Genomic DNA, 14936 nt, shown 5'->3' on the forward strand with positions numbered 1-14936 from the left:
TAGTTACTGAAAAAAGGCTGGCTATGGGCGAACAGTAACTAAAATGAAGCATGAGTAATAATGACAATAAGAGTATAGAGCAACAGATCAAAGAACTGGTTTTATCTCTAGGAGCAGACGTTTGTGGAATTAGTAATATTGATCGGTTTCAAGAGACACCTGTTGGATTCTCTCCAGTTGATCTATGGAAAAGTTGCAAATCAGTTATATCATTTGGCGTTGCTCTTCCCCGAGGAATTATGGAAGTAAATCCTCGATTAATCTATGGACATTTTAATAGTATAAGTTGTGTACAGGTAGATCAAATTGCATTTCAAACTGCAAAAGAACTGGAAGAACGATTTGGAAGTAAAGCAGTTCCCCTACCTTGTGATGCACCTAATGAATATTGGGATGCACCAAATCTTACTGCAAGAGGATTGCTTTCCATGAAACATACTGCTATATTATGTGGATTAGGTCAGTTTGGGAAGAGTACTTTGCTATTGAATCCAAAGTACGGAAATCAATTAACGATTGGAGCAGTACTTACTGATCTGGATCTTACATCAGATGATTTCAGCAAGAATATCTGCCTTGAGAAATGTACACGTTGTGTGGATGCATGTCCTGTACATGCAATCCAGGATGGAAGTGTGAAACAAAAACAATGTCGAATTAATACCTATGGAAAAACTGCTAGAGGCTTTGATACAGTGGATTGTAACCAATGTAGAATGGTTTGTCCAATGAAGTTTGGAGAAGGAAAGGAATAGTAGAATGATTGTTCAGGCAACAGAAAGAGAGATACCCGTAATCGAAGAGATATTAGGTGATGTCGTAGATTGGATGGAAAGAGAAGGAATACCAAATCTTTGGAATAGGACAAATATTCGCTGGGAAAAACTTTCAAAGAATTATTGTATCCAAGATTTCTATATCTTATATGAGGAGGAAGAACCAATCGCATGTATGGCAATTACTGATGTGGATCAGACGTATTGGCCAGATGTTTCCAAAGGGGAAGCCTTCTATCTACACAAATTAGCTGTCAAGCGTGCGTATGCCGGGAATGGAGTATCAAAAAAGATGGTTACCTATGCGAAAGAACTTGTACGCATGAAAAACAAAGAAACACTTCGATTGGATTGTAATGCAGATCGGTTAAAATTACGTGCGTTATATGAAAACTACGGCTTTCATCTGGTGAAAGAGATAAAAACGAAGGCTGGCTATCCAATTGCACTTTATAATTGTGATGTTTCCGTCGCATAAAATGCGAAGTTAGCATAACGATTCGAAAGGAATGTAAGAAAACGAAAAGAATATAGATTCGTAAAGAAATAGGCTCCGAACGAATAGCTTCGTTGATTTTACAGATACTACATGTCATATAAACTTTTGTGTGAGTTGTAGATCAAAACGCAAATATTTATGCATTTTGAGAATGTAAAATACGTTACTATTCGGAAGGAGCAATTTTTATGGATCGACATTTTGAAGAACGAATGCAGGAAAAATTAGATGAGCTTAAGAAAGCGGGTCAAGCAGAACCAATTCGTAGTGACGGAGCTGGTTCTTTAGATCTGGGGCCGAGAAATCTGGAGCGAGATGAGCAAAACCCGGACATTCTTGTTCCACCAGCTACAGATTTTGGATTGATGCCTAATTTGCGATTCTCCTTTGCAGATGCCCATATGATTTTGAAACCAGGTGGCTGGTCAAGAGAGATAACGAAACGGGAATTACCAATTGATGATACCTTGGCAATCGTTGATATGAATCTGTCTCCAGGTGTTCGCGAGATGCATACCCATCAGCAATCAGAATGGGGATATGTCTTACAAGGTGGTGCAAGAGTAACAGCAGTCGATGAACGAGGGCGTAATTTTGTGGCGGATTGTAAGCCTGGAGAAGGTTGGATCTTTCCTGCAAATATCCCACATTCCATACAAGGTTTGCAAGAAGGTTGCGAATTTTTAATGCTATTTGATAAAGGAAGTTATTCAGAGAATAATACATTTTCCATTTCAGAGATGTTTTCGCATTTTCCAATGGATGTGTTATCTGCTAATTTTGGTGTAGATGAGGAAGAATTTGAGGTTATACCGAAGAAGGAAGTGTACATTGTTGACGGAGGTGATCCAGGTCCATTAAAGTCACAAGAAGTACCTTCCCCTTATGGGAAAATGCCTTTGAGTTTAAAACATGAGTTAATCAACGTGAAACCAATTGTGTCAGAAGGCGGAAGTGTCCGTATCTTAGATCATGAAAACTTTCCTGCGTGTACTACGATAGCAGCAGCATTAGTTGAAATTGAACCAGGTGCTATGAGAGAAATCCATTGGCATTCTAATAATGATGAACTGCAATACTATATACAGGGAGAAGCGAGAATGACGGTATTCCAACCAGGACCTAAAGCGAGAACCTATAATTATCGAGCTGGGGATGTTGGGTATGTTCCAGTAGGGAATTTCCATTATGTACAGAACATTGGAAAAGAAAAAGTAGTATTTCTGGAAATCTTCAATAGTAAACATTTTGCAGATATATCGCTAGCACAATGGATAGCCATGACACCAAAGGAAGTCGTGAAGTCAGTATTAAATCTTTCTGATGAATTCTTGAAGAATGTGAAAAAAGAAAGGTGCCCAGTGGTGAAATACGAAGGGTATGAAATGCCTTCCCCTAAGAATACACCACAGAATGTTCGTTATTTTAAGAATTTTGATTATAAAGTAAAGAAGCCTTGTAATGCAGCGAAAGAGCATTAGCATCATATAGTATAGTAATCGTGTTTTAAGAATGGAGTTTGTTTGTGGATATAGCAATTGGAATTCTAATCCCATTCGCTGGGACGACACTAGGTGCATTAAGTGTGTTATTTTTAAGAAAAGAAATGCCCGTTGTTGTTAATCGTATTCTATTAGGGTTCGCATCTGGTGTGATGGTAGCGGCATCTGTCTGGTCGTTATTACTTCCAGCAATTACAATGTCAGAACATCTTGGGAAATTGGCATTTTTACCTGCGGTGATGGGATTTGCCGTAGGAATTTTACTACTGCTTGGAATTGACTGTCTGGTAAATCGAATCAGTGAAAAGAATGAGAAAAAGAAAATATCCAAAGGAACATTTATGTTGGTTCTTGCTGTAACGTTGCATAACATCCCTGAGGGGATGGCGGTTGGTGTAGCATTTGCAGGTGTACTGGCAAAGAATTCAGCAGTAACCATAGGAGCCGCAATGATCGTTTCCATGGGTATTGCAATTCAGAATATACCGGAGGGGGCAGTAATCTCCATGCCATTACGGGAAAAAGGGAAGGGAAAAGCTTTTTTCATAGGAACCTTATCCGGTATTGTGGAACCAATTGCATCGGGAATAACCTTACTTATGACCTGTTTGGTGTCCTCGATTTTACCGTATCTATTCGCATTTGCAGCAGGAGCTATGATCTTTGTAGTGATCAAAGAGCTACTTCCAGAAGCAACATCAAAAGAAAATTCTTATGCGGGTACCATTGGCTTTGCAGTGGGCTTTTTAATCATGATGACACTAGATGTGGCATTGTCGTAATACTGTAATCGTAAACCAACAGCAAAGGATTCGTAGAAAACTGTGAATTCTGCAAATAATGTTATAGGCATTATTTGCAGAACCACAGTTTTTTTCGTGAAAAATAGTTGTAAAGATGAAAATTATATATTATTATTAGAATGTTATATAGTAAAGTGATAAAGTGAGTCGAAAGTTTGTAATTGTTCCGAACAAAATTGTGCTTAACGAAATTATGCTTAACAAGAATAGTTCTGAATGTTATAGATCTTTAATATAAAGAAAGTAAGGTTATAAAGATGAGCCAAGACGTATATCAATGTAAAAAACAGAATAAGCCCATATCTGGTGTTGTTGAAGTACCAGGATCGAAGAGTATGACCAATCGTGCATTGCTATTGGCGGCGTTATCGAAAGAGGATTCCTGCTTAGAAGGCGTATTATTTAGTGATGATTCCAGACATTTCCTTCAATGTTTGCAGGAACTAGGATTCGAGTTGTTTATTGAAGAAGAGAATGCCAGAGTGACCATGAAGGGGACAGGAGGTCAGATTCCCAAGAAGTCTGGGACCATTCATGTAGGGAGTGCAGGTACAGCAGCTCGTTTTCTAACAGCGTTATTAGCTCTTTCTGATGGAACCTATACCATTAACTGTTCTGACCAAATGAAGAAGCGTCCTATGAAGCCTCTTTTTGATGCGTTGACGGAGATGGGAGCAGAATTTACTTATATAGAAGAAGAGGGGTTCTTGCCTGCTAAGGTAAAAGGAAATGGAGGAATCTGCAAAGATGTTACAATGGATATTAGTAAGAGTACACAATTCCTTAGTGCGTTACTTATGGTTGCCCCATTAACGAAGAATGGATTGAAGATCACCATTACTAGTGAAAAGAAGGAAGGTTCGTATATTCGAATTACAACGAAGATGATGGAACAATTCGGTGTACATGTGGAATTTGATGGGGCAGTTTACCGGGTAGCAGGAAACCAGAAGCTTACCGTTGGAAATTACTACATTGAGCCAGATGTTTCTGCAGCGTGTTATTTTTATGGAATCGCAGTACTTACAGGTGGTACGATTACCGTGAAGAATGTATTTCGTACATCTATGCAAGGGGATATGAAATTCTTAGATGTATTACAGCAACTTGGGTGTTTGATTACGGAAACAAAATACGGAATACAAGTTACAGGACCAAAAGAAGGACAATATACTGGAATTGATGTGAATATGAATGATTTTTCCGATCAAACAATGACAATGGCAGTTTTGGCAGCCTATGGAACTACACCAACCATCATTCGTAACGTGGGACATATTCGTGTACAGGAATGTAATCGTATGGCAGCTATTGTTAATGAGTTGAATCGTGTTGGCATTCTATGTGAGGAAAAAGGGGATGATCTTTGGATCACTCCAGGAAGGTTAAAATCTGCAACCATTGAGACCTATGAAGACCATCGAATGGCTATGGCGTTTTCGTTGTTAGGAATAAGAACCGATGGAATTCAAATTGCAGATCCTGCTTGCTGCAAGAAGACATTTGAAGGATATTTTTCCGTGTTGGACAAATTATTAGAAGCAAACTAAGATAAGAAATCAAGTAACCTTAATAGAGAGGAAGGAGCCGCTTTATGAGTAAGGAGTATTATGGAAATGATAAAGTAAGCAATCTTGTTTTAGGAAAGGCATCAAAAGAACAATTACGACAGATTATACAAGATTATGGAGCACATGTATGTGGGTTTGCGGGAAGGGAACGTTTTCAGAATCTCCGTAAGGAATCCAATCCGTGTACTCTTTTTGAAGAGACAAAAAGTATCATTTCTTTTGGGATCTCCTTACCGAAGGGGGTGTATCGAATCGAAGATGCAGCAATATATGAGCATTATAACAAAAAGCTAGTGGATAAAGTGGAAGAGGTTACGTATAAGATTGCAATGCTTGTGGAGCAGGAATATGGTGGTATAGCAGTACCTCTTATATCTACAGGGAACTTGCAACTCCTTGCCGTTCAAGCTGGACTTGGAACAATAGAGCAGAATACATATTTCTTAAATTCCAAATATGGAGAGCGATTAATTTTAGGAGCTGTATTAACGAACATGGAGATTGAATCTGATTCTTATACAAGATCAATCTGCATGCCGGATTGCAAGCAATGTATGTCACAGGGAAACGAAGAAAAGAATGCAAAGGAGTTAAAACCTATAGAACAAGTATGTCCCGTACGTTTTGGTGAATTATAGGGTTAAAGAAGGATGGATCATTACAAATTTTTTCAAAATAAAGAATGTGAGTATTTTCCCTGTCATAAGACTGCGAATAAGGAACAGTTTAATTGTATGTTTTGCTACTGTCCCTTATATGCATTAAAAGATAAGTGTGGCGGGAATTTTCGTTACAATGAAAAGGGAATCAAGGACTGTTCAAATTGCCTTGCACCCCATGGTACGAATGGTTATGAACATATTATGGAACATATGAAAGAAGTATTGGAATTAGGGAAAAACAAATGATAGCTGCGCATCATGTCATGTAGAGATGAAAACTATATCTTGCAATATGAATAATTCAGATTTATAATTAGGAATAGGTAGTTTAAGAAAGGTATGGTGGTTGTATGGTTCCATTTGTTTTGTCTTGTTGTTCTACATCAGATATGACGGAGGAGTTTTTTAAAAGAAGAGAGATCGAATATGTATGTTTCCATTATTTGATGGGTGATGAGATCTATGCAGATGATTTAGGAAAATCCATGTCCTTCGAGGATTTCTATAAGAAGATTTCGGAGGGGGCGACTCCAACTACATCACAAGTAAATGTAGAGGAGTTTGTAGAATTCTTTGAACCATTTTTAAAAGCGGGAAAAGATATTTTACATGTAAGTTTATCTTCCGGATTATCAGGTGTATTCAATTCCGCGAATATCGCGAAGAATATGTTACTAGAGCAATATCCAGAGCGTAAGATTCTTATTGTAGATTCTTTAGGTGCATCTTCTGGTTATGGGCTGTTGATGGAGTATCTAGCACAACAAAGAGACAAAGGCTGTTCGATTGAAGAATGTTATGAATGGGCGCAACAGAACAAATTACATGTCCACCATTGGTTTTTCTCTACAGATCTGACAAGTTATTGGAGAGGTGGAAGAATATCAAAAACTTCGGCAGTTGTTGGACAGTTGCTTAGTATCTGTCCTTTAATGAATATGGATCACGAAGGACACTTAATTCCTAGGATTAAGATTCGCACTAAGAGAAAAGCCATTCTAGAAATCGTAAATCGCATGGAGGAACATGCAAAAGACGGATTATCCTATTCAGGGAAATGCTTTATCTCAGAGTCAGCTTGCTATGAGGATGCAAGAGCAGTTGCCGATCTTGTAGAAAAAAAATTCCCTCATTTAGATGGAAAAGTCGTGATCAATAGTATTGGTACGGTAATCGGTTCCCATACAGGTCCTGGTACCATTGCGCTTTTTTTCCTTGGTGATAAGAGAGAAAATTGATGATACTGCCTTTTGATGCTTACACAATACTATACTATAGTACATAGCGTACATAGAATACCTCATAAAATATGACAGTACATGTCAGCTTTTATGAGGTATATTGTTATTTAGATAGCCTGTGCATTTAATATTAGAATGTTTGTGAGGCTATTCATTATTGTTAAGTTATCAAATTGTATAGAAATGATAGAAAGGAACAACATGCACGAGAAAGAAGTGAAAACAATTCTGTCCCCAAGCAATGGTATGAATCTATACCGTGGATGTTTGCATGGGTGTATTTATTGTGATGCAAGAAGCAAATGTTATAATATGCAACATGATTTTGAAGATATTGAGATAAAGTCCAATGCAATATCGTTACTTGAACAGGCACTGATACATAAACGGAACCGTGGTATGATTGGAACGGGAGCTATGTCAGATCCTTATATTCCAATTGAGAAAAACCTCGAACATACAAGAAAATCCCTGGAACTGATTGAACGGTATGGTTATGGAGTGGCGATACAGACGAAATCCGATTTGATTTTACGTGATCTTGATCTCTTAGATCGAATTAACCGAAAGACAAAATGTGTCGTACAGATTACTATGACTACGTATGATGATGAATTGTGTAAGCGCATTGAGCCGAATGTATGCGTAACGAGTAGAAGAGCAGAGGTATTAAGAATTATGCGTGATCATGGAATCCCTACGATTGTTTGGATGACCCCAATTTTGCCTTTTATCAATGATACGGAAGAGAATATTCGTGGTTTGCTTTCCTATTGTGTGGAGGCAAGCGTATATGGAATTCTGCTTTGGAATATGGGGGTAACATTGCGGGAGGGAGACCGAGAATATTTTTACCAACAATTAGATAAACATTTTCCAGGATTGAAAGAACAATACATAAAAACGTATGGAAATCAATATGAGGTGGTCAGTAGCAAGAACCGAGATTTAATGCAAATTGTTCGAGAGACCTGCAAGAAACACCAGATTGTGAATAATGTAGATGCATTATTCCGTTATATGAAAGAATTTGAGGAGAAGGATAAGATGGAACAGATGAGTTTATTCGATTTGTTTCCCTTATAAAAAGTTATGTGCATGAATATAGCAAGACTGTGCTCATCGTGGAGAACAAAGTGTACTTTGAAGTTGTTATTAACGCGAGAGTGCACGAAGTACACCTTGTTCCAATATGTATTACCGTTTTCTTAGTAAGAATAATCGATTCATTCCTTCTTGCCATGGATATGGGAATTCTAGAAAACGTTCAACGGTGTATTCTTGTTCCAAAGCATGATACCAAGTTGGTGTGTCCAGTTCGCGAAGCCTTAGAACACCATCTTCTTCATATAGGTTATCACCAATTGGGGTTAATCCGTGATGTATCAATTCTTCTTTGGTTGCATAGGGATTGAGTTTAAGAAAGAGATAACCATTCTTTTGTAGGATTCGTGTTAATTCATAAAAGATAGAATGCGCCACTTCTTTTGGTGTTACGTCTAGAACATTAGAGAGAATGACACCATCAAAACTTTCATCGTCCATCTGTTTTAAGTCAGTGATATCACCTAATACAAAATCCAAATTCGTATAGTGATTTAATTTCGTCATTTTTTCTGCATACTGGATTCCAATTTCGGAACGATCCATTCCCATTCCATAGGTAAGGTAATGAAAATCAGCACATTGGAATAGAATATCTCCCGTTCCACAACCATAATCAAGAACCCGTTTGGTATTTTGTGCAAATATTTGTAGACAGGCATCGAAGGTTGGTTCGACTTCTAATTTTTCTCCAGTTAGATCAACGAGTTTACATTCAGAATATACTTCATTCCATAATTCTTTAGAAGCATCATATTGCTCCATAAAATCGCCAGCTTTCTCTAGTATAATGCGTTAAGATTACGTTTAATAAAACGAACATATTGATACAAGGTCTATGGCGTTATGGCCCTTGCAATATATAGGAGTTTTTTAAACATTTGTTAACGCTATTATCATAGCACAAAATAGATAAAAAGATTAATTTTTTCTTAAAAAAAATTGAGTTAAAGAAAGATTGTAGCTTTTTGGAAGGGAGGTTGTTATAATGGAAGGGTGCAAAATGGGTGAATACAAAATGAAATGGGAAGGGAGAAGTTTATGAGTAATATGGAAAAAGATTCAGAAGAATATACAGAGGATTACACAAATAGCGAAGCATCTTATTCAGAGTCTACTAGAGAAACGGAAACAAACACAGAGTTAGGGTCAGACCAGGGAGAAGTCGAGAAAGAAGTTGAGAATGACTCTGTTTCAACAAAAGACGAGAAGAAAACTAGTTTTTTTAAAGAACTGATCATATATATATGTATCTTTATGGTGTTATGGAAAGTGGTACCTGCTTATGTAATGCAAAAAACCATTGTAGATGGAACCTCTATGTTGAATACACTTCATGATGAGGAGCAACTGTTGGTAGAGAAGTTGACGTATCATTTTACCGATCCAAATCGGTTTGATATTGTGATTTTAACGCCATATGGAAAAGATGTAGATGAACATTTAGTAAAACGTGTTATCGGGCTTCCAGGAGAGACAATCCAGATTAAGGAAGGCGGAATCTTTATTAATGGAGAGAAATTAGAGGAGTCTTATGGTAGAGAACCAATTGCAGATGGTGGAATTGCTAGTCAACCACTTACGTTAGCGGAGGATGAGTATTTCGTCATGGGAGATAACCGTAATGGAAGTAGTGATAGTAGAGAGGACTATATTGGACCAATTAAGAGAGATCTTATTGAAGGAAAAGCAATATTACGGATATGGCCTTTGAATCGATTTGGTTTACTAGATTGAAAGTAGTAGTAACGAATGAGAAAATCGTGTAAAAAGCTATCTTTCACTGGCTGATTTGCGCCTATTACGAAATCGCCAGACGTATGAGGGGGACAAGATAATTAAGATGAATCGTATATTGATCGTAGAAGATGATAAGGCATTAAGTATGGGAATTGCATTAGCACTTAAGAGCGAAGAGATGACAATTGTTCAGGTGTACTCCATAAAAGAAGCTTGGAAGGCATATAGCGAAGAAACCTTCGCTTTAATTATATTAGATATTAATCTACCAGATGGGAATGGCTTTGATCTGTTACATAAGATCAGGGAACATTCCTTTGTTCCTATTATCCTATTAACTGCCAATGATTTGGAGACAGATATCGTTACAGGGTTGGAAATGGGTGCGGATGATTACATAACGAAACCATTTAGTTTGATGATTTTACGCGCAAGAGTGAATACACAATTGCGAAAGAAACAGGTTAGTCAAGGAGAAGTGGTGAAGATTGATGATTTCACTTTTGATTTTATGAATATGAAATTTGAAAAGCGAGGACAGGAGATTTCACTTAGTAAGACAGAACAGAAATTATTGAAAATTCTGGTTGAAAATAGAGGCAATACGATAAGCAGAGCGGTGTTAGTAGACCGCATCTGGACAGATGGAGCGGAGTATGTTGATGAGAATGCACTATCCGTTACCATTAAGCGTTTAAGGAGTAAGATTGAAGATGAACGAGATCCCATACCGTATATTCGTACGGTTTATGGCATTGGATATATGTGGGCGGTGGAAGTATGAGTTTTGTGGAGCGTATCTTAATTGGGTTGGTGATGCTTACGTTACTTGTTCTCTATATATGGGAACGCAGGAAGACACGAAAAGTCTTAAATCATGTTGGTGAGATGCTTATACAGGCGAAGAATGGAACCTTTACAGAATCCTGCTTTGATGAATCGAAGTTGTCTGCAGTAGAGGTCCAGATGAAGGAATGGATTGGAAGTACCATAGCGACTGCGACACAGCTAATGGAGGAGCGGGATATTATTAAGACAACAATTTCTGATATTTCGCATCAGACCAAAACACCAATTTCTAATATTTCAATCTATACAGAATTGTTAGCAGAGCAAGAACTTCCGAAAGATGCAAGAATATATGTAGAGCAATTAGAAGAGCAGTCACAAAAACTAAAGTTTCTAATTGACGCCCTAGTGAAATCGTCGAGACTAGAGACTAGAATTGTTACGGTGAAGCAGAAAGAACATCGTATCGAGGAGATTCTAGCAGTAGTATGTGAACAAGCGCGAATCGCTGCTGAGAAAAAGCAGATAATCATAGAGAGGAATGTTGAACCCGGCAATGTTTATATCGATAGTAAGTGGACAAAGGAAGCACTTTTTAACATCATCGATAATGCTGTCAAATACGGTGATCGGTCATCGACGGTTGCCATACATGGTGTGAAATATGCAATGTTTTATCGAATTGACATAACCAATCAAGGCATTGGCGTTCGACCAGAAGAAGTAAACGCGATCTTTTCGCGTTTTTATCGTTCGGAGAATGTAAGGGAAGAAGAAGGCGTTGGATTAGGACTGTACTTGGCAAGAGAGATTGTTCAACTACAGGGAGGGTATATAAAAGTAAAACCGGGAAATACTCCTACTTTTTCTGTTTTTTTACCATTCTTTCAAAACTGTTAGAATTGAGAAAGATTGTGGTAAGAAGAGAATGATATCCTGTATGTAGATACGAATATCATAGGAGGTTAAGTATGGATATATTACGAACAGAGAACTTGTACAAATATTATGGAAAAGGAGAAAATGAAGTTCATGCACTTGATGGGGTTACATTTTCTGTGAAGAAAGGGAGCTTTACAGCAGTTGTGGGAACTTCAGGAAGTGGGAAATCAACCCTCTTACATATGCTTGGTGGATTGGATCGCCCTACAAGTGGAGAAGTATTCGTTGACGGGAAATCCATCTTTTCATTAAAAGAGGAGGAACTGACAATTTTTCGCCGAAGAAAAATTGGTTTCATTTTTCAAAACTATAATCTAGTCCCAATTCTAAATGTTTATGAGAATATTGTGTTGCCAATCGAATTAGATGGCAATAAAGTGGATGAATCCTATGTACAGGAAATCCTAACAATTCTGGGACTAGAGAAAAAACTTAATAATCTACCTAATAATCTATCAGGGGGACAACAACAGCGTGTTGCAATTGCCAGGGCACTTGCATCAAAACCAGCAATCATATTAGCGGATGAACCAACAGGAAATCTTGACAGTAAGACAAGTATGGATGTTATGGGGTTGCTAAAAGTGACGTCTGAGAAATTCAAACAGACAATTGTCATGATCACCCATAATGAAGAAATCGCGCAAATGGCGGATCAGATCATTCGTATCGAAGATGGTAAGATTGTTGGAGGTGAGCGTGCATGTATACAGTAAGAAATCAAAAAGTAGTACGTCGTTTATCCTACCGATCTTTTCTTGCGAATCGAATGAGAAATCTTGTGGCAATACTGGCAATTATTCTAACGACGATTTTATTTACGACCTTATTTACGGTTGTGATTTCTTTTAATTACACGTCCCAACAACAGACGATGCGCATGGTGGGAGGCTATGCCCACGGAGGATTTAAGTATATTACAATGGAACAGGTTGAACAATTGGCAAACCATTCTTCCATTGATTCGTACGGATATAGTACGCTTCTAGCAATTCCAGAGGATGCTCCATTTAACAAAAGGCAAGTAGAACTTCGATATGGAACCAAGAAAGCAGCCAAGATGTATTTTTGCGAACCAACAACAGGTCGCATGCCTGAAAAAGTAGAGGAAATTGCAATGGATACGACGGTATTATCGTTGTTAGGAATTCCATGTAAATTGGGGGAGAAGGTAACATTATCCTATCAGCTAGGTGATAAAACCTACGAAGATTCCTTTACTTTAGTAGGATTTTGGGATTGTGATTCTGTAGCACAAGCTAGTGAGGTCTGGTTAGCAAAGGATTATGTACTTGAGAAACTGAACGGATATGAGATTGGGAAATATAGCAATCTATATGGAACATGGAATCTGGATATTCTGTTTTCCAATTCAAACAATATTGAGCAAAAACTTAGAAAAGTAGCAGAAGACAGTGGATATACCATTGATGATGAAAATGCAGATAATTATCTGTCATATGGGGTGAATTGGGCCTATACGTCTACTCATTATGAGAATGGGGAGAAGACAAAGCTGATACTTGGATTGGTTATTGGAATCGTATTCATAGCCTTTGCAGGATATCTAATAATCTATAATATATTTGGCATATCCGTTATGAATGATCTACATTTTTATGGGTTGCTCAAGACGATTGGTACAACAAAACGTCAGATCAAACGAATTATCCGTTATCAGGGAATTCTTCTTTCTGTGATTGGTATCCCTATTGGTTTGTTGTTAGGATTTCTTCTAGGCGGAGTGTTTGTTAAAATTATTGTAGAAAGCATTTCATCAAATACCGCCAGCATTACGTTCAATGCATGGATCTTCATAGGAGCTGCTGTATTTGCACTAATCACTGTGTTATTAAGCTGTAGTAAACCGGGACGATTGGCAGCAAAAGTATCGCCAATAGAAGCAGTACGTTATACAGAAGGAAACAAGGGAAATCGACTGAATAAAGGAATTAAAAAGGGAAGAAGAGGTGCAAGGATTTATCGAATGGCACTGGGAAATGTAGGTAGGAGTAAGGGGAAAACGACTCTTGTTATTCTTTCCATGACATTAAGTATTGTGTTATTCAATACTTTGTATTCTTTTACCCAAAGTTTTAGTATGGATCAATTTTTGAGTAAATTTACAATCAGTGATTATATGCTTGGGAGTGCAAACTATTTTCAGTCCTCATACCGTGGAAATGAGGACAATGTAAGTGAAACATTTATAGAAGCAGCAGAAGCACAGGGAATAACGGAGCAAAGTGGTAGAGTCTATACGTATAATGGAATCGTGGAAGCACCTGTTACGAAGGAACGGCTTAAAGCCTATATGATGCAATGGGAAGCGAATAATATGTTGGAAAGTATAGACGCTGCTTATCCAGACCAAGAAGAATTTACGTATGGAATCAATCTGTTTGGATTAGATGCGTATCCTCTAAGTAAGTTACAATTGATTGAAGGGAAAAAGCCAACAGAAGTGGATAAGAAGGAGCATCCAATCATACAGATTGTCAGCACGAATGATTATGGGCAACCAAACACGGATTCTATGCTTTACGATATAGGGGATAAAGTAAAACTGCATTATGTTGATGAATTTGCATGGGATGAAGAACTGGATGAGATGGAAGAACTGGAATCACATGATGTGGAATATATCGTCGTTGCAACAATGATGATGCCAAATGTTATGAGTACACGTTCTTTCGGCTATCCACAGTTTGCACTGTTAACAGATGCGTATCTTGAAGATACGAAACAAGAGGATACGATGTTGTATATGATGGATGTGACAGACGACCAGTTGGGGAAGATGGATCAGTTTGTAAAGGATTATACGAAAAGAATAGAGTCAAGTATGGATTATGAATCCAGAAAATTAATGGAAGAAGAGTTTTCGGGATTTAAGAATATGTTCTTATTGGTTGGTGGTGGTATTACCATTGTTATCGCTTTAATCGGAATACTGAATTTTATTAATACGATTGTAACCAGCATACAGGCAAGAAAACATGAGTTTGCAGTGCTACAAAGTATTGGTATGACAGGGAAGCAATTGAAAAAGATGGTCATTATGGAAGGATTGCTCTATATCTTGATTGCGGTGATCAGTGCGATTTTGGTTGGAAGTATCATCAACATAAGTATTTTACGGAGTTTGGAAAGTTTATTATGGTTTTATGATTATTCCTATAACATAACAGCGATCCTTATGTCAATGCCAGTACTTCTTTTCGTAGGAGCTGGGATTCCAATACTTGCATATAGAAAATTAGCGGTAAATAGTCTAGTGGAAAGAATGCGAACAGTAGAATAAACT

At 37.7% G+C, this 14936-nt stretch carries 15 protein-coding genes; 14 read left to right on the forward strand and 1 reads right to left on the reverse strand.

From position 1 onward, the window contains the following. The first annotated feature begins 50 nt into the window (after window positions 1-50). From HBB17_RS00850 to HBB17_RS00890, 9 genes are all read left to right on the forward strand, one after another. Window positions 51-755 (forward strand): epoxyqueuosine reductase, encoded by a 705-nt coding sequence (locus HBB17_RS00850; RefSeq protein WP_238483646.1) that lies wholly within the window; start codon window positions 51-53, stop codon window positions 753-755. Window positions 756-759: 4 nt separating this feature from the next. Further along, window positions 760-1254 (forward strand): GNAT family N-acetyltransferase, encoded by a 495-nt coding sequence (locus HBB17_RS00855; RefSeq protein WP_167954878.1) that lies wholly within the window; start codon window positions 760-762, stop codon window positions 1252-1254. Between the two features lie 209 nt (window positions 1255-1463). Continuing rightward, window positions 1464-2756, forward strand: a complete 1293-nt coding sequence (locus HBB17_RS00860) for a cupin domain-containing protein (protein WP_274380740.1) — start codon at window positions 1464-1466, stop codon at window positions 2754-2756. A gap of 44 nt (window positions 2757-2800) precedes the next feature. Beyond that, the gene (locus HBB17_RS00865) at window positions 2801-3559 is read left to right on the forward strand and encodes a ZIP family metal transporter (RefSeq protein ID WP_167954880.1); all 759 of its coding nucleotides are present in this window, start codon (window positions 2801-2803) and stop codon (window positions 3557-3559) included. A gap of 278 nt (window positions 3560-3837) precedes the next feature. Then, the gene (gene aroA, locus HBB17_RS00870) at window positions 3838-5130 is read left to right on the forward strand and encodes a 3-phosphoshikimate 1-carboxyvinyltransferase (protein ID WP_167954882.1); all 1293 of its coding nucleotides are present in this window, start codon (window positions 3838-3840) and stop codon (window positions 5128-5130) included. A gap of 44 nt (window positions 5131-5174) precedes the next feature. Continuing rightward, window positions 5175-5789 carry a hypothetical protein gene (locus HBB17_RS00875; protein ID WP_167954884.1) on the forward strand — a complete coding sequence of 205 codons (615 nt, stop codon included), beginning with the start codon at window positions 5175-5177 and terminating at the stop codon, window positions 5787-5789. A 12-nt stretch (window positions 5790-5801) separates the two neighbouring features. Further along, entirely contained in the window at window positions 5802-6059 is a 258-nt protein-coding gene (locus HBB17_RS00880) for a cysteine-rich small domain-containing protein (protein WP_167954886.1), read from the forward strand. Window positions 6060-6163: 104 nt separating this feature from the next. Further along, window positions 6164-7051, forward strand: coding sequence for a DegV family protein (locus tag HBB17_RS00885; protein WP_167954888.1), 888 nt, complete (start codon window positions 6164-6166; stop codon window positions 7049-7051). Window positions 7052-7255: 204 nt separating this feature from the next. Next, the gene (locus HBB17_RS00890; protein WP_167954890.1) at window positions 7256-8140 is read left to right on the forward strand and encodes an SPL family radical SAM protein; all 885 of its coding nucleotides are present in this window, start codon (window positions 7256-7258) and stop codon (window positions 8138-8140) included. Window positions 8141-8251: 111 nt separating this feature from the next. Here HBB17_RS00890 and HBB17_RS00895 read toward each other — a convergent pair whose 3' ends face one another. Then, window positions 8252-8923: a class I SAM-dependent methyltransferase gene (locus HBB17_RS00895; RefSeq protein WP_167954892.1), complete on the reverse strand. Its 672-nt coding sequence runs from the start codon at window positions 8921-8923 to the stop codon at window positions 8252-8254. Between the two features lie 276 nt (window positions 8924-9199). Between HBB17_RS00895 and lepB the strand changes: the two genes are divergently transcribed. The 5 genes from lepB (at window position 9200) to HBB17_RS00920 (ending at window position 14933) form a co-directional block, all read left to right on the forward strand. Then, window positions 9200-9895, forward strand: a complete 696-nt coding sequence (gene lepB, locus HBB17_RS00900; protein ID WP_238483647.1) for a signal peptidase I — start codon at window positions 9200-9202, stop codon at window positions 9893-9895. Window positions 9896-10001: 106 nt separating this feature from the next. Further along, window positions 10002-10682 carry a response regulator transcription factor gene (locus HBB17_RS00905; RefSeq protein WP_167954894.1) on the forward strand — a complete coding sequence of 227 codons (681 nt, stop codon included), beginning with the start codon at window positions 10002-10004 and terminating at the stop codon, window positions 10680-10682. After that, window positions 10679-11587 (forward strand): sensor histidine kinase, encoded by a 909-nt coding sequence (locus tag HBB17_RS00910; protein WP_167954896.1) that lies wholly within the window; start codon window positions 10679-10681, stop codon window positions 11585-11587. Before HBB17_RS00905 ends, HBB17_RS00910 begins: the two co-directional genes overlap by 4 nt. Window positions 11588-11658: 71 nt before the next feature. After that, the gene (locus tag HBB17_RS00915; protein ID WP_167954898.1) at window positions 11659-12345 is read left to right on the forward strand and encodes an ABC transporter ATP-binding protein; all 687 of its coding nucleotides are present in this window, start codon (window positions 11659-11661) and stop codon (window positions 12343-12345) included. Continuing rightward, window positions 12333-14933: an ABC transporter permease gene (locus HBB17_RS00920; protein ID WP_167954900.1), complete on the forward strand. Its 2601-nt coding sequence runs from the start codon at window positions 12333-12335 to the stop codon at window positions 14931-14933. Before HBB17_RS00915 ends, HBB17_RS00920 begins: the two co-directional genes overlap by 13 nt. Window positions 14934-14936 lie beyond the last annotated feature (3 nt).

The organism is Anaerosporobacter faecicola, from assembly GCF_012070565.1.
GTDB lineage: Bacteria > Bacillota > Clostridia > Lachnospirales > Lachnospiraceae > Anaerosporobacter > Anaerosporobacter faecicola.